Origin of the sequence: Sphingomonas sp. RB1R13 (assembly GCF_036663775.1) — a bacterium.
In the GTDB taxonomy this organism is placed as follows: Bacteria; Pseudomonadota; Alphaproteobacteria; order Sphingomonadales; family Sphingomonadaceae; genus Sphingomicrobium.
Genome location: NZ_JAXOJM010000002.1, coordinates 381,696 through 397,635 on the forward strand (window position 1 = coordinate 381,696; position 15,940 = coordinate 397,635).

The 15,940-nt window shown below is 64.1% G+C and carries 8 protein-coding genes and 1 pseudogene; 4 read left to right on the forward strand and 5 right to left on the reverse strand.

The window, feature by feature from the left end; genetic code table 11:
• Positions 1-101 precede the first annotated feature (101 nt).
• Positions 102-1,331: an NADP-dependent isocitrate dehydrogenase gene (locus U1700_RS08050; protein WP_332751753.1), complete on the forward strand. Its 1,230-nt coding sequence runs from the start codon at positions 102-104 to the stop codon at positions 1,329-1,331.
• On the opposite strand, the gene U1700_RS08055 is transcribed toward U1700_RS08050, so the two are convergent.
• Together U1700_RS08055 and U1700_RS08060 are read right to left on the reverse strand one after the other, a co-directional pair.
• A complete protein-coding gene (locus tag U1700_RS08055; protein WP_332751756.1) occupies positions 1,328-2,518 on the reverse strand; it encodes an FAD-dependent oxidoreductase in 1,191 nt (396 codons plus the stop codon). The genes U1700_RS08050 and U1700_RS08055 overlap by 4 nt on opposite strands.
• A gap of 40 nt (positions 2,519-2,558) precedes the next feature.
• Positions 2,559-2,780 (reverse strand): DUF2945 domain-containing protein, encoded by a 222-nt coding sequence (locus U1700_RS08060; RefSeq protein ID WP_332751757.1) that lies wholly within the window; start codon positions 2,778-2,780, stop codon positions 2,559-2,561.
• Positions 2,781-2,867: 87 nt separating this feature from the next.
• Here U1700_RS08060 and U1700_RS08065 point away from each other — a divergent pair, with 87 nt between their 5' ends.
• Positions 2,868-4,634, forward strand: a complete 1,767-nt coding sequence (locus U1700_RS08065) for a cation:proton antiporter domain-containing protein (protein ID WP_332751758.1) — start codon at positions 2,868-2,870, stop codon at positions 4,632-4,634.
• Positions 4,635-4,646: 12 nt separating this feature from the next.
• Here U1700_RS08065 and alaS read toward each other — a convergent pair whose 3' ends face one another.
• Positions 4,647-7,316 carry an alanine--tRNA ligase gene (gene alaS, locus U1700_RS08070; protein WP_332751760.1) on the reverse strand — a complete coding sequence of 890 codons (2,670 nt, stop codon included), beginning with the start codon at positions 7,314-7,316 and terminating at the stop codon, positions 4,647-4,649.
• Positions 7,317-7,540: 224 nt separating this feature from the next.
• On the opposite strand from alaS, the gene U1700_RS08075 reads away from it, so the two are divergent.
• Positions 7,541-10,429 carry a PAS domain-containing protein gene (locus U1700_RS08075; RefSeq protein ID WP_332751762.1) on the forward strand — a complete coding sequence of 963 codons (2,889 nt, stop codon included), beginning with the start codon at positions 7,541-7,543 and terminating at the stop codon, positions 10,427-10,429.
• Positions 10,429-11,154 (forward strand): annotated as a pseudogene (gene mtgA, locus U1700_RS08080) (monofunctional biosynthetic peptidoglycan transglycosylase); the annotation flags it as partial. The gene U1700_RS08075 and the pseudogene mtgA, both read left to right, overlap by 1 nt.
• Before the next feature lie 269 nt (positions 11,155-11,423).
• On the opposite strand, the gene dnaE reads toward mtgA, so the two are convergent.
• Positions 11,424-14,885 (reverse strand): DNA polymerase III subunit alpha, encoded by a 3,462-nt coding sequence (gene dnaE, locus U1700_RS08085; protein ID WP_332751764.1) that lies wholly within the window; start codon positions 14,883-14,885, stop codon positions 11,424-11,426.
• Between the two features lie 74 nt (positions 14,886-14,959).
• Complete coding sequence (locus U1700_RS08090; RefSeq protein ID WP_332751766.1) at positions 14,960-15,916, reverse strand: lysozyme inhibitor LprI family protein; 957 nt, start codon at positions 15,914-15,916, stop codon at positions 14,960-14,962.
• Between the last annotated feature and the right edge of the window lie 24 nt (positions 15,917-15,940).

Sequence of the window (15,940 nt, forward strand, 5' to 3'; positions counted from 1 at the left end):
CGATGTCGGGAGCAGCAAGTTGCGTAGCCCCTGACGTTGCGTAACCCGCCCCCGACCCTTAAGGCCCGCGCCAACACCAGCCTTTCTGCGGGACGAAATTCATGGCCAAGATCAAGGTAAAGACTCCGCTCGTCGAGCTCGACGGTGACGAGATGACTCGCATCATCTGGCAATGGATCCGCGAGCGGCTGATCCAGCCCTACCTCGACGTCGACCTGATCTATTTCGATCTCGGCATGGAAAAGCGCGACGAGACCGACGACCAGATCACCATCGACAGCGCCGAGGCGATCAAGAAATATGGCGTCGGCGTGAAGTGCGCCACCATCACCCCCGACGAGGCCCGCGTCGAGGAATTCCATCTCAAGCAGATGTGGAAGTCGCCTAACGGCACGATCCGCAACATTCTTGGCGGGGTCGTCTTCCGCGAGCCAATCGTGATCAGCAACATTCCCCGCCTGATCCCCGGCTGGACCGATCCCATCGTCATCGGCCGTCACGCCTTCGGCGACCAGTATAAGGCAACCGATTTCCTTGTCCCGGGTCCGGGCACGCTGACAATGAAGTTCGTCGGTGACGACGGCCAGGTGATCGAAAAGGAAGTCTTCCAATACCCCGGCGCCGGGGTCGCGATGGGCATGTACAACCTCGACGAGTCGATCCGCGACTTCGCCCGGGCCTCGCTGAACTACGGCCTCAACCTCGGCTGGCCGGTCTACCTCTCGACCAAGAACACCATCCTCAAGGCCTATGACGGCCGCTTCAAGGATATTTTCCAGCAGGTTTTCGACACTGAATTCAAGGAGTCGTTCGCGAAAGCTGGCATCGAATATCAGCATCGCCTGATCGATGACATGGTCGCGAGCGCGCTCAAATGGAGCGGCAAGTTCGTCTGGGCATGCAAGAATTACGACGGCGACGTCCAGTCCGATCAGGTTGCGCAGGGCTTCGGTTCGCTTGGCCTGATGACCTCGGTGCTGATGACCCCCGACGGCAAGACGATCGAGGCCGAGGCCGCGCACGGCACCGTCACCCGCCATTACCGCATGCACCAGGCGGGCAAGGCGACCTCGACCAACCCGATCGCCTCGATCTTCGCCTGGACCGGCGGCCTCAAGTACCGCGGCAAGTTCGACGACACCCCCGACGTCGTCAAATTCGCTGAGACGCTCGAGCGGGTCTGCATCGAGACCGTCGAGCAGGGCGCCATGACCAAGGATCTCGCCATCCTCGTCGGCCCCGACCAGGCGTGGATGACCACCGAGCAATTCTTCGAAGCGATCCGCGCCAACCTCGAGAAAGCGATGATCGCCGAAGGCATCGCCGCTTAACCGACCGGCGACGTCACCCGCTCCCGGCGCACGCCCAGTCCGATTAGTCGGCCAGGGATGCGCCGGAACAGCGGGATCCGATCGAGCAACCGAACCGTGAAGGGCGCGCGAACGATCGCAGCGCCGCTCAGCACGCGCCCGACAATGCGATCCTGCGCCAGCTTCTGCGCCGCCTGGACCAGCCGGGTCGGCAGCAGGCGCCGATCCTGGACCTTGTGCAACAGTGGATCGACCGGTCGCCCTTGAGCAATCGGCCCGGCAAGGATGTTCGCCGCCGCCACCGCGTCCTGGATCGCAAGGTTGATCCCGATGCCGCCGATCGGTGACATCACATGGGCCGCATCGCCGATCGCCAGCAGGCCGGGCCGGTGCCATGTCGTCAACCTGTCGAGCGCCACCGTCAGCAAATGCAGGTCGTCGATCGACCGGAGCGGCGCTGGCCCGAAATCGAGATCGGGAAAGGCGCATTTGACTTCGCCCGCCAGCCACTCGACGCCGCGCGAGCGAACGCCATCGGCACCGCCCTTGGGCACGAGGTAGGCGACCTGCCAATAGCTCCGCCGGTCGATAAGCACGACCATCCGCCCGCTCGCTACCGACCCGCGCAAGGCCTCCCCGACGTTATCGAGCTTGTCGATGCGAAACCACAGCACGTCCATCGGCGCGCCGAGCACTTTTACCGCCAGCATCTTGCGCACCAGTGAGGATCGACCATCCGCCGCAATCACCAGTCGCGCACCGATCCGCCGCCCGTCGGCGAGGCTGATCGCGGGCGCCTCACCCTCCTCCATGCCGATCACTTCCGCATTCATCTCCAGCGCAAAACCTGGAAAAGCGGCCGCCTCATCACGCAGAAAATCGAGGAATTCCCATTGCGGCATCATCGCGATGAACGGCGCCGGCGTGCGCAAATGCGACAGGTCGCCGATCGCATAATCGCGTCCGGCGATACGAATTTCGGCCCGACTTAGCCGCTCATAGGGCCGCGCGAGAAACCGTTCGAGCATGCCCAGCTGGTCGAGGATCTCCATCGTCGACGGGTGGACCGTGTCCCCGCGAAAGTCGCGGAAGAAGTCGGCATGTTTTTCCATCACGCGCACCCGGCATCCGGCGCGGGCGAACAACAGCCCGGCCATCATTCCGGCCGGGCCGCCACCTACGATCACGACATCTTCAATCGCATTCATTGCACGGGGCAGTTTGCCACAATCCGCTCCGCCAGCAAACTCAACCCTTCGTGAGCGCGCCCGCCTTGTGCGCCGCCTGCTTGCCGCTCTCGGTCTCGACCAGAAATTCCGGATTATCCTTTGACGCCGCCACCTTGTGGCCCTTGATCATCCGCGGGCTGGTCAGCTTCTTGACCACCTTGCCAGTCGAATGACCCCCGCTCGACTCCCATCCGACCCTGTCCCCGACCTTGACGTCGCCGACCTTGACAGATTTCACCATGTTACACCTCCATTGCCGGGTCCAACGCGGCAAACTCGGTGCGGTGCCGTGGTGACTTGGCGCGCCGACCATGGTTAAGAGCCATCCATGGCGGCCACCAATCATTTCAGCGGCACCGGCTTCTCCGACGCGCTGACCGTGCTCCTCGCGGCGGGGATCGTCATTCCGACCTTCGCCCGGTTCAAAGTGTCGCCAGTCATCGGCTTCATTCTCGTCGGGATCATCGCCGGGCCGTTCGCGCTCGGCGCGATGGCGCAGGCCCATCCGTGGCTGGAAACCTTTTCCATCTCCAACCCCGAGGGGATCGAGCCGTTCGCGGAGCTCGGGATCATCTTCCTCCTGTTCGCCGCAGGACTGCACCTCAGCTTCCGCCGCCTTGCCACCATGCGCCGCGCGGTGTTCGGGGTCGGCGCGGCCGAACTGCTCCTCTCCGCCGGGCTCATCGCCATCGGCATGCTGGCGATTGGTGAGCGGATCAGCAGCGCGGTCGCGCTCGGCCTCGCACTCGCCCTTTCCTCGACCGCCCTCGTCCTGCCCATCGCCGGAACCAAAAGCCCGGTCGGCAAGGCCGCCTTCGCCATGCTCCTGTTCGAGGATCTGGCGCTCGTCCCCTTGCTCTTCCTGCTCGAGGTGATGAGCGGTGACGCCACCCTCGCCGGCTTCGTTCGGACCGCGGTCGGCGGCGTGCTGGTCGTGGCGGCGCTCCTCGTCGGCGGGCGCTTCCTCCTCCCCGGCCTGTTCGCCCAGGCCGCGCGGACCAAGAGTCCCGAGCTGTTCCTTGCCGTCAGCCTGCTGGTCGTCATCCTCGCCAGCCTCGCCACCGGCGCGGTCGGCCTGTCTCCGATCCTCGGCGCCATGATCGCCGGGATCCTCATCGCCGAAACTGAATATGACGCCGAAGTCGAGACCGTCACCGCCCCTCTTCGCGGGCTTGCGCTCGGAATTTTCCTCATCACCGTTGGCATGCGCATCGACCTCGCCGCGCTGATCGCCGACTGGCCCAGGCTGCTCGGCGCGACTGTCGCACTGCTCCTCATCAAGGCACTCGTCACCGCCGCGCTGCTTCGCCTCAACGGCGCTCGTCACGGCACTGCGGTCGAAGTTGGCGTCATGATGTCAAGTCCGTCGGAAACCAGCCTGATCGTCATCGGTGCCGCCGCCTCCGCCGGGCTCGTGCTTCGCGCCAGCGCCGACTTCTGGACCGTCGTCACTGCCATCGGCCTGACCGTCACTCCGCTCCTCGCTGCCGCCGGCAAGCGCATCGCACGCCGCGTCGATGATCGCAGCGCCAGCACTGACGAGATTTCGGGCGCGGGCCGCACCGTCATCTTCGGCTTCGGGCGCGTCGGGCAAATGGTCGCCGACATGCTCGCCGCCCACGACAAGCCCTATCTGGCGATCGACAGCGATATCGATGGGGTCAAGGAAGCGCGGGCAGCGGGCTATTCAGTGCAGTTCGGCGACGTCTCGCGCGGCGAACTGATCGACCGGCTCCAGCTCGGCCATGCCGCTGCGCTCGTCCTGACGATGGACGATCCGGTGCTCATCGTCCGCCTCGCCAAGCGCATCCGTGGCTGGTGCCCGACGCTGGCGATCATCGCCCGCGCGCGCGACACGGATCATGCCGCCGAACTCTATCGCGCCGGGGTCACGGATGCCGTCCCCGAAACCCTCGAAGCCTCGCTCCAGCTGTCCGAAGCCGTGCTGGTCGACATCGGCACCGCCATGGGCCCGGTCATCGCCAGCATCCACGAAAAGCGCAGCGAGCTTCGTGCCCAGATCATGGCCGAGGGCAAGCTTCAGGATCTGCCCGGGTTGGGGCGGCGGACGGCGCGGGACTCGGCGCCGAAATAGGCCGCACCTGACTCAGGCCGAGACCGTGGCAAGGGCTTCGCGAATGGCGTCCATCGCCTCGCCGGCCTTGGTGCCATCGGGACCGCCGCCCTGCGCCATGTCGGGCCGACCCCCGCCGCCCTGCCCGCCCAGCGCCGCGACCGCCGCCTTGACCAAATCGACAGCCGACACGGTGACGCCCTCGGTCACGCCGACCGCAACGCTCGCGCGGCCGTCGTTGGTCGCGATCAGCGCCGCAATCCCGGCCCCGCCCAGCCGTTGCTTCATCGCATCGACCTCGGACCGCAGCGACTTGGGGTCGAGCCCGTCGACCACTTGTCCCAGAAACGCATGGCCGCCGACTTGCTCGGGCCCCGCAGCCTCGGACTTGCCGCCGCTGCCTCCCCCATTTGCGTTGCTCAGCGCTAGCGCCTTTTTCGCCTCGGCCAGCTCGCGTTCGAGCCGCTTGCTGTTTTCGATCAGCGCCGCAACCCGGCCCGGTACTTCATCCGGGCTCGACTTCAGCGTCGCTGCGGCCTCGCGCAGCTTGGCATCGCGCTCGCCCAGCCACTGCCGCGCCGCTTCGCCGGTCAGCGCCTCGATCCGCCGGACCCCCGACGAAACCGCGCTTTCCGAAATGATCTTGAACAGCGCGATATCGCCCAGCGCATTGACGTGGGTCCCGCCGCACAACTCGACCGAATAATCGGCGTCGGCGCCGATCCCCATCGACAGGACCCGCACCTCGTCGCCATATTTCTCGCCGAACAGCGCCATTGCTCCAGCTTCGATTGCATCATCAGGCGTCATCAACCGCGTCGAAACGGGCTGGTTATGGCGGATATGCCCATTAACCTCGGCTTCGATCGCCGCTATGTCTGCCGGCGTCAGCGCGGTCGGGTGGGAGAAGTCGAACCGCAGCCGGTCGGCCGCGACCAGGCTCCCCTTCTGCGTCACATGCCCGCCCAGCCGGTTCCTCAGCGCGGCATGAAGCAGGTGCGTCGCCGAGTGATTGGCCCGCACCGCAGCGCGCCGCTCGACGTCCACATATTGCTGTACCGTATCGCCTGCTTTTATAGCTCCCGAAACGACCTTCACATGAAGCGCGTGAAGCTTTCCGAGTGGTTTCGACACATCCTCAACAACAGCCTCCAACCCATTGATCGAACGCAATACTCCAGCATCCCCAACCTGCCCGCCGCTCTCTCCGTAAAACGGCGTCTGGTTGACCAGGACAATCCCCTCCTGATCGTGTCCAAGCGTGTCGCCTCGCACCCCGTTCTCGATCACCGCCAGGACGATCCCCTCGCCCTCATGACCCGAGTAGCCGGTGAACTCGGTCGGCCCATGTTCCTCGACCAGGTCGAACCACAGATCGTCCGACGCCCGCTCGCCCGATCCCTTCCACGCCGCCCTTGCCGCCGCCTTCTGCGCCGCCATCGACTGGTCGAACCCCGCTCGGTCGACCTGCAGCGACCGCGCCCGCAGCGCGTCCTCGGTCAGGTCATAGGGAAAGCCGAACGTGTCGTAGAGCTTGAACGCGGTTGCGCCCGGCAGCGTGTCCCCCGGCCCCATCGTCGCGGTCGCCTCATCGAGCAGCCGCAGCCCGTTGACCAGCGTCCGCCGGAACTGAATCTCCTCCTGCTGCAGCGTCGCCTCAATCAGCGGCTGGGCGCGTACGAGGTCGGGATAGGCAGCCCCCATTTCGGCGACCAGCGCCGGGACCAGCCGGTGCATCAGCGGATTGGCCGCGCCGAGCAGATGGGCATGGCGCATCGCCCGCCGCATGATCCGCCGCAGCACATAGCCACGCCCCTCGTTCGACGGCAGCACTCCGTCGGCCACCAGAAAACCCGACGTCCGCAAATGGTCGGCGATGACCCGGTGGCTCGGCTGGCTGGCACCCTCGGCCCGGGTCTTGGTCAGCACCTCGCTCGCCGCGATCAGCGCCTTGAACGTGTCCGTGTCATAATTGTCGGTCACGCCCTGCATCACGGCGGCGATCCGCTCCAGTCCCATGCCGGTGTCGATCGACGGCTTGGGCAGGTTGGACATGATCACGCCACCGACCTGCTCATACTGCATGAACACCAGGTTCCAAATCTCGACGAAGCGATCGCCATCCTCGTCAGGCGACCCCGGTGGTCCTCCCGGAATGTGATCGCCATGATCGTAGAAAATCTCCGAGCACGGTCCCGACGGACCATCATCGCCCATCGCCCAGAAATTATCCTTGGTCGCGATGCGGATGATGCGCTCGTCTGGCAGCGCGGCAATCTTCTTCCACAGCGACGCCGCCTCGTCGTCGGTGTGATAGACGGTGATGGTCAATCGGTCAGGCGCGAGCCCCCATTCCCTGGTCAGCAGGGTCCACGCGTTGGTGATCGCCTGCTCCTTGAAATAGGCGCCGAACGAGAAATTGCCGAGCATTTCAAAGAAAGTGTGATGACGTGCGGTGTAGCCGACATTGTCGAGGTCGTTATGCTTGCCCCCAGCGCGAACGCACTTCTGGCTGCTCGTCGCAGTCACATAGGGCCGCGTCTCGAGCCCGGTGAAGACGTTCTTGAACGGGACCATCCCGGCGTTCACGAACATCAGCGTCGGGTCGTTGTGCGGAACGAGCGGCGCCGACGGCACCCGCGCATGACCTTGCCCTTCGAAATAGTCGAGGAACGAGCGGCGGATGTCGTTGGTGCTGGTCATGGGGCGGCGATGTAAATGGAGTGATGCTGTGCGGCAAGCGGTGGCGTCACTGCGGCGGACGGCCAGCGAACATGCGGATCATGAGCGTCGTGACATTGCGCTCTTTTTGCGAGTAATTTGGCTCGTCCATAGAAGGCCCGTCTTGGCGCCGACCCGCTACTCGCTTAAGGATCGCCGGCCCTTGGCGCGGCGTTAGGATCGCCGGCCCGAGATGGAAGACTTTGTTGACCACTTTACCTCCCTCCTTGCGCCATCCTACGGCCAATCTGGAAACGCTGTTTGCTGCCAGCCAGACTGCCATGTCGATCATCGACATGATCTTCGAAGGTGATCGCCCGGTCGATTATCGCTTCGTCGAGACCAATGCAGCAATGGAGTTACTGAGCGACGCCGGTCGGCTCAACGGGCGCTTGCTTAGCGAGATAACGCCGGATCCGGATACTAGTTGGCTCGGGCTTTTGGCCGAGGTTGCGGATGGCGCTGTCCCTCGTCGCGCCGACTTCTTCAGCGCAGCCTCGCGCCGCTGGTTCGACGTCGAACTTATTTCGCTTGATCCGGCGGTAAAGCGCGTTGCCGCAATCCTCACCGATATCACCGCGCAAAAGGAAAGCAGCGCCGCGATCGAACTAAGCGACGAACGATTTCGTCAGGCGATTGCTGCTGGTGGGGCGATCGGCGCATGGAATTGGGATATCCCTGAAGACAGGGTCATCGCCGACGAGAATTTCGCGCGGCTGTATGGTGTCGATCCAGACCTTGCTCGCCAAGGTGCCGGACTGGCCGAATTCTTCTCTGGCATGCATCCCGAAGACATCGATCGGGTACGCCGCAAAATCGACGAGGCAATCGATACGGGCGCGCTGTTCAGTGAAGAGTATCGGCTCGTCCAGCCATCGGGCGAACACCGCTGGGTGCTTGCGTCAGGCAAGGCCATCGCCGACGAGCATGGCAAGGTCACTCGCCTGCCGGGAGTTTCCTTCGACATTACCACGCGCAAGCAGGCCGAAATCCGCCACGCGACGCTGCTTTTGCTGAGCGATCGCATCCGCGAATGCACCGATCCTGACGAGATCAGCTTCGTCGCCGCCGGAGTGCTTGGCCAGGCGCTTGGCGTCGATCGCGTTGGCTATGGCGTGATCGACAAGGAAGACGAGACGATTTCGATTGCGCGCGACTGGAACGCGCCGGGCGTGACCACCATCGCCGGGACGCTCCATTTCCGCGACTACGGCAGCTATATCGATGATCTCAAGGCGGGCCGCACCGTCTCCGTCGCCGATGTTCGGCTCGACGATCGCACGCGTCATACGGCAGCCGCGCTCGAGGGAATCAATGCCCGCGCCTTCGTCAACATGCCGTTGATCGAACAGGGCGGGTTCGTGGCATTGATCTTTGCCAATCACGGCCAGCCACGCAACTTCAATGACGACGACCTCCTCCTTGTGCGCGAAATTGCCGAGCGCGTTCGCACCGCCACCGAACGATTGAGAGCGGAGGCCGCGCGTCGCGCCAGCGAGGAGCAGTTCACCGTTTTCGCGCAAGTCATGCCCAATCATATCTGGGCGGCCCGTGCCGATGGCTTTTTGTATTGGTTCAATGACCAAGTGCTCAACTATACAGGGCTGAGCATTGCAGATTTAAGTGGCGTCGATGGCTGGGGTAAAGTCGTCCATCCCGACGATCTGGCCGACGCAGGCGCGCGCTGGGGACAGGCATTGGCGACCGGCTCGGTTTATGAAACCGAGTTCCGCCTTCGTCGCCGCGATGGGGTGTATCGCTGGTTTCTGTCTCGCGCCGAGGCCGTCATGGGCGCGTCGGGCGCAATCAACGGCTGGGTCGGAAGCAATACGGACATTGACGACAAACGGCACCAGGCTGCCGAGCTCGAGCGACTTGCGGGCAGCCTGGAAACCCAGGTCGCCGAGCGCACGCGCGAGCTTGTGAGTGCCGAGGAGGCACTCCGCCAAAGCCAGAAGATGGAAGCAGTCGGCCAGCTCACCGGCGGGCTGGCGCACGACTTTAATAACCTTCTGACCGCAATCATGGGCGGGCTGGAAATCATTGGCATGCGCATCAAGCAGGGCCGCTATGACGACATCGGGCGCTATTCTGAAGCGGCCCAGGCCGCCGCGCGTCGCGCTGCTGCGCTGACCCATCGCCTACTCGCCTTCTCGCGCCGCCAGACGCTCGATCCGCGTGCGACCGATGTCAGCCGACTGGTCAACGGCATGGAGGAGCTGGTTGGCCGAACCCTTGGACCGCAGGTGGCGCTGAGCGTCGAGACCCAGCCCGGGCTATGGTCGACGATGGTCGATGCCAACCAGCTTGAAAACGCGCTGCTCAACCTCGTCATCAATGCGCGCGATGCGATGCCGGACGGGGGCACGCTGTCGATCCGGACGCGCAACGCGCCGCTCGACGAGGATCAGGCGCGGGTTCGCGACCTCGACCCCGGCGACTATGTCGCCCTCAGCGTCACCGACAGTGGCACCGGAATGTCGCCCGAAGTCATCGCCCGCGCATTCGATCCTTTTTTCACGACCAAGCCATTAGGGGAAGGCACCGGGCTCGGCCTGTCGATGATCTACGGTTTTGCGCGCCAGTCAGGCGGGCAAGTGCGGATCGACTCCGAGTTCGGCAAGGGCGCGACCTTCTCGATCTTCCTTCCGCGCCATCATGGCGCTGACCATGCTGGCGAGGAGATTGCGCCTGATACCGGCGCCACCCCGCGCGCAGGTCATGGCGAGACCGTCTTGGTTGTTGATGACGAGCCCGGGGTGCGCATGCTGATCGCTGAGCTGTTGGCCGAACTGGGCTATCAATTGCTCGAGGCCGAGGATGCGGCAAGCGGACTGGCGCTGCTGGAATCGGACGTGCGAATTGATTTGCTGGTGTCCGACGTCGGGTTGCCGGGCGGGATCAATGGGCGGCAGATGGCGGATCGCGCGCGTGAATCGCGTCCTGATCTGAGAATCCTCTTCATCACCGGCTATGCCGAGCAGGACGTGGTCGGCCAGGGATCGCTTGGCCGCGACATGCACGTCATGACGAAGCCTTTCGAGCTCGACCGGCTTGGCCGTCGCATTCGTGAGCTGATCGAGGGTATCGCCTGATGGCCAATCGATCGGTCAGTCGATCGTCGCCGTTCCGGCGTCGGAAATCCCCGAAGCGCCGCGGCGTGCTTGGCTGGATCTTCCGAATCATATTGGCGCTGATCCTGTTCAGCGTATTGTGGGTGCTGGCCTATCGATTCATCAATCCGCCGTTTACCGCAACGATGGTCAGCGACTTGATCGCCGGGCGCGGGGCCGATCGCCAATGGATGGGCATCGATCGGCTCGATCGTGACATGGTCCGCGCCGCAATCGCCGCGGAAGATGCCAAATTCTGCGCCCATAAGGGGTTCGACTTTAAGGCGATCGAGGACGCCGCCAAGCGCAATGCCTCGGGCGGGCGGATCCGCGGCGGCTCAACGATCAGCCAGCAGGCGGCCAAGAATGCGTTCCTGTGGCAAGGTGGCGGCTATGCGCGCAAGGGCGCAGAAGCGTGGTTCACCTTCCTCATCGAGCATCTTTGGGGAAAACGCCGGATCATGGAGGTCTATCTCAATCTCGCCGAGACCGGGATCGGCACCTATGGAGTCAATGCGGGATCGATGCGCTATTTCGGTCATGACGCGTCGGCGATGAGCGCGACCGAAGCCGCGCGGATCGCCGCCGTTCTGCCTCTCCCCAAAAAGCGCGGCGCCGTGGCGCCGGTTGGCTTTACCCGCCGCTATGGCAGCATCATCGCCGCGCGGATCGGCACGGTCGGCCGCGACGGGCTCGATGCCTGTGTCTATGCCGGCACGACCGCGCCGGCCAACCGCGCACCGCCGGTTGAGCGCAAGGCGACCCGGCCACTTCCGGGGAGCGAATATGAGAGCAAGACTCCCCCGCCGCCGGAGCCCGATGTCGATCAGGGTGCGCCGGAACCACTGCCGCCAGCTCCTGCGGCCAAAGTGCCCGAGGCCGCCCCATCCAGTGCCGAACCGTCGCCACCGAGCGAGACTAATGGTGTTGAAGCAGCACCTTCCAACCTGGGGTAGGTTCCAACAGCGGCGTTCGGCTATGCGACGATGGCCAGTTGTGGGGGAAGCTGAGCCGACAGGGTGACAGTTTCAGGCCCAAGCAATCGCTCGAGCCGCGCCGCAAGGTCGGCGTCGAGGGCGAAGTCTCGACCAGCCAACACTATGGCTTCCCGCGAATCATCCAACGTGATCCTGAAACGTACCGCGCCCGATCCACCGCGCGTGAGTTCATCTTGTACTTTAGGCACTTGTGCAAAATTGCTGAGGTGGATCTCCAACTGCAGCTTGGTCCTTTTCGCAAGGCTGTCGAGCGGTTGAAAGCGTTTGATGGCAACCCGGGGGACTTCGTCCCCAGGCCGCTTGTCGAGTTCGACCGTCAGCAGCCCGCATTCGCCCGTCTTGGCCGCCGCCTCGATCGCGGCGCAGGCTTCGTCTTCGAACGCAGTCGCGTCGAACTGGCCCGACGGGTCGGACATCGTCATCCGCATGTAGCGCCGGCCCTTGGCCGAAGTCGCCCATTTCGCCGTCTCGACCAGTGCCGCCATGGTCGCTGTCGATCTGCTTCCGTCGCTGTGCATCGGCAAGGATGCAAGATCGGCGAAGCGGCGAACCTTGTGCGCCGAAAGCAAGTGCCGCTGGGCATCGACCGGATGCGCCGAGAAGTAGAATCCGAAGGCATCGCGCTCGGCCGACATCCGCTCGGCCAGCGTCCAGTGGGCGTCCTTGGGCAGGCGAATCGGTGCAACCCCGCTGTCCGACGGTCCGCCGAACAACCCGCCCTGCCCGCTAGTGCGCGCGGAAGAGGCGCTTGCGGCATGAGCCAGGATCGTTTCGGCGGCGGCGTGAACTGATGCACGATCGGGATAAAGGCTGTCGAACGCCCCCGCTGCAGCAAGGCTTTCGAGTTGCCGGCGATTGAGCAACCGCGGATCGATTCGCTCGGCGAAGTCGTCCAGGCTCTTGAACGGACCATTGGCATCGCGATCTGCGACCAGCGCCTCCATCGCTTTCTCGCCGACCCCTTTGAGCGCGCCCAGCGCATAGCGCACGCCAAAGCCCTTGGGCCCCCCCTGTACGTCAAACGACGCCTGGCTCCGGTTGACGTCGGGCCCCAGCGCATCGATCCCGCTCCTCCGCATATCGTCGACGAACAAAGCAAGCTTGTCGGTCGTGGCGGTATCGAAGCTCATCGAAGCGGCAAAAAACTCCGGTGCATGATGCGCCTTCAGCCAGGCAGTGTGATAGGCGACCAGCGCGTAGGCGGCGGCGTGCGATTTGTTGAAGCCATAGCCGGCAAACTTATCGATCAGGTCGAACAGTTCATTGGCCTTGGGCCGGGCAATATCGTTCTTCGCGGCGCCCGACAGGAACCGCTCGCGCTGGGCGTCCATCTCGGCCTTGATCTTCTTGCCCATCGCGCGGCGCAGCAGGTCGGCCTCGCCCAAGCTGTAGCCGGCCAGTACCTGCGCGGCCTGCATGACCTGTTCCTGATAGACGAAGATGCCGTAGGTTTCCTTCAACACATCGACCAGCATCGGGTGCGGATAGGCAAGCTCGGCGCGGCCATTCTTGCGGTCGCCGAACATCGGAATATTGTCCATCGGACCGGGGCGATAGAGCGAAACCAGCGCGATGATGTCGCCGAACGCGGTCGGCCGAACCGCCGACAGCGTGCGCCGCATCCCTTCGGATTCCAGCTGGAACACGCCAACCGTGTCACCGCGCTGGAGCAGTTCGTAAACGGCGGGATCGTCCCACAGCAGCGCGGCGTAATCGACCGATTGACCGGTCTGGGCGAGCAGGCGCTGCGCTTCCTTCAGCACCGACAATGTCTTGAGCCCAAGAAAATCGAATTTCACCAGCCCCGCCGCCTCGACATATTTCATGTCGAACTGGGTAACGGGCATGTCCGAACGCGGGTCGCGATAGAGGGGGACAAGCTCATTCAGCGGTCGATCGCCGATCACGACCCCGGCGGCATGGGTCGAGCTGTGCCGGGGCAGTCCCTCCAACTTCATGGCGAGATCGAACAGGCGCCGCACGCCCTCGTCATTCTTATATTCAGCGGCTAGTTCGCTCACCCCGTTGAGCGCGCGCGGCAGGTCCCATGGCTCGGTCGGATGGTTGGGAATGAGCTTGGCGAGGCGATCGACCTGGCCGTAGCTCATCTGGAGGACGCGCCCGGTGTCCTTCAGCACGGCACGGGCCTTGAGCCGACCAAAGGTGATGATCTGCGCGACGCGGTCGCGGCCATATTTGGCCTGGACGTAGGATATAACCTTGTCGCGATGGGTTTCACAGAAATCGATGTCGAAATCGGGCATCGACACGCGTTCGGGATTGAGAAATCGTTCGAACAGCAGGTCGAGCGCCATCGGGTCGAGATCGGTGATCAGCAGCGACCAGGCGACAATGCTGCCCGCGCCCGAGCCACGCCCCGGGCCGACCGGAATGTCGTTGTTCTTTGCCCATTTGATAAAGTCAGCAACGATCAAGAAATAACCCGCGAACCCCATCCGCGTGATGACGTCGATTTCAAAGTCGAGCCGGGCGTAATAAGTGGCCGAGTCGGCTGGCGCCGCGCCGAGTTCGGCGAGGCGCGCAAGGCGGGCGTCGAGCCCGGCCTTGGCATCACGGCCGAGCGCTTCATCCTCGTCGTCACGAAGTCGCGGCAGGATCGGCTTGCGCTGGGGGGCGGCAACGGCGCAGCGCTGCGAAATGATCGCGCTGTTGGCGATCGCTTCGGGCAGGTCGGGAAAAAGTGCTTCGATGGCACTGCCCGACTTCATCCATGCTTCGGGTGAGCTCGTCGGGCGGTCCCTGTTCTCGACATAGGTCGAGTTGGCGATGCACAGCAGGGCATCGTGCGCGGCGTGGAAATGGGGCTCGGCATAGCAACTTGGGTTGGTCGCGACGATCGGTAGGTCGCGGGCATAGGCCATGTCCACCAGGCCGGTCTCCGCAGCCTCCTCGATACGATCTCCGCGACGGCTGAGCTCAATATAAAGCCGCCCCGGGTAGAGCGCCGTCAGCCGGTCGAGATATTCTTCGGCCTTGGCGCGCTGGCCATCGGCCAAATGGCGTGCCACCGCCCCCTCCCCACCAGCCGTCAGCGCAATCAGTCCTGCGTTGTGCGTGGCCAGCATGGCAAAGGATATGTGGGGCAGTTCATTGATCGGCCGGTCGAGGTGCGCGGCCGAGACGAGCTTGCACAAATTGTCATATCCCGCCTCATCCTGCGCCAGGAGGACGAGCCAGTCGATGGTCAGGGCGCCCTCCCCGGGCCTGGCGACCGCAAGGGTCGTCCCGACGATCGGCTGCACCCCTTCCGCCACGCAAGCATCGCCGAACGGCATCACGCCATACAGGCCGTTGCGGTCGGTCATCGCAATCGCCGGAAAGCCGAGTTTCGCCGCTTGCTTGGCGATCGCCTTGGGCTCGACCGCCCCTTCGAGCATGGTGAACGACGAAAAAGTACGAAGCGGGACGTAAGGGAGCATTGTTCGACTATGCGATGCGCCGGGCGTCAGGTGAAGTGTCGCTGGCGACTTATCCCCAGATTAGAAGGCTTGTCCTACAGCTGATCGTCCGGACGATCGGCGCGCATGATGTCGTCGATCTCGCGCATTCGCCCACGATAGCCATTGGCGATGCAGCGCGCGTCCGGGCAATTATCGCGATAGCCATAGAAGCGGTGCGCGGTGGAGCGCAGGACATCGCGCTCACGCGGTGACGCTGCGTCATAGGCGCTGCGGTATTGCGCCGCCATTCGTCTGTCGAGTTGGGCAAGTGCGGGGTCGCGGCAAATCGCAACCTCGCCGCTTGTCCGGGCTCGGGCGCAGGGAAAACTGGGGTTGGCCCCCGAAGCAGCCGTCGCCACAGGCGCTGCAGGTGGCCGAGGGGGGACGGGCACGGGATTTGATGTTGCAGGCGGCGGAGGGGGAGCAGGACGGACAACCGACGGCGCAGGCGAAACCTCACCGGGACCGTCATAGCTTGGGTTCATCGGATTGGGCTGGGTCACGCCTGCCTGTCGTCCGATCGTCGCCAGCGGGACTGCGATGGCGTCGGCGTTTGTGAACATCAGCACGTCGCCACTGCCATCCGCGGCAGGCTGGAGGGTGAAGGCGAGATCGGCGGAAAGGCTGGTCCGGCTACCCGCAACCGCCAGGCCTGGCGGTAAGTCGACCGTCGCACTCGCCTGGCAGGCGATACTGCCAAGGCCCTCATCCCGACTCGTCACGACTGGTCGCTCGATGCGAAGCGCAGCGGCGGTGGCAATTCGGTCGAACAGCGCGGGATCGGCATTTCCCCGAATCTGCGCGGCCCGTCGGAACAGTTCGCGCTTGAGCAACTCGTATGTCTGGGTCGAGGCGCAGCGTTTGGCCGGATCGACGCGAGCAGTCGTGGCCGCGCTGTTCTGACCGCTGACCTGCGTGTCGCTCAACTTGTCATTGTTTCGTTTCGAACAGCCATAAGTCCCTGCCCCGACCAGCAACAGCACCACCGCTGCGGCGCCGAGGAGGGGCATTTTTCGATTGGCTTCTGGTGGCGT

Bases quoted from the DNA above. Each gene is read 5' to 3' on its own strand.
- U1700_RS08050 (WP_332751753.1), top strand. From the start codon at position 102: ATGGCCAAGATCAAGGTAAAGACTCCGCTCGTCGAGCTCGACGGTGAC.
- U1700_RS08055 (WP_332751756.1), bottom strand. From the start codon at position 2,518: ATGAATGCGATTGAAGATGTCGTGATCGTAGGTGGCGGCCCGGCCGGA.
- U1700_RS08060 (WP_332751757.1), bottom strand. From the start codon at position 2,780: ATGGTGAAATCTGTCAAGGTCGGCGACGTCAAGGTCGGGGACAGGGTC.
- U1700_RS08065 (WP_332751758.1), top strand. From the start codon at position 2,868: ATGGCGGCCACCAATCATTTCAGCGGCACCGGCTTCTCCGACGCGCTG.
- alaS (WP_332751760.1), bottom strand. From the start codon at position 7,316: ATGACCAGCACCAACGACATCCGCCGCTCGTTCCTCGACTATTTCGAA.
- dnaE (WP_332751764.1), bottom strand. From the start codon at position 14,885: ATGCTCCCTTACGTCCCGCTTCGTACTTTTTCGTCGTTCACCATGCTC.
- U1700_RS08090 (WP_332751766.1), bottom strand. From the start codon at position 15,916: ATGCCCCTCCTCGGCGCCGCAGCGGTGGTGCTGTTGCTGGTCGGGGCA.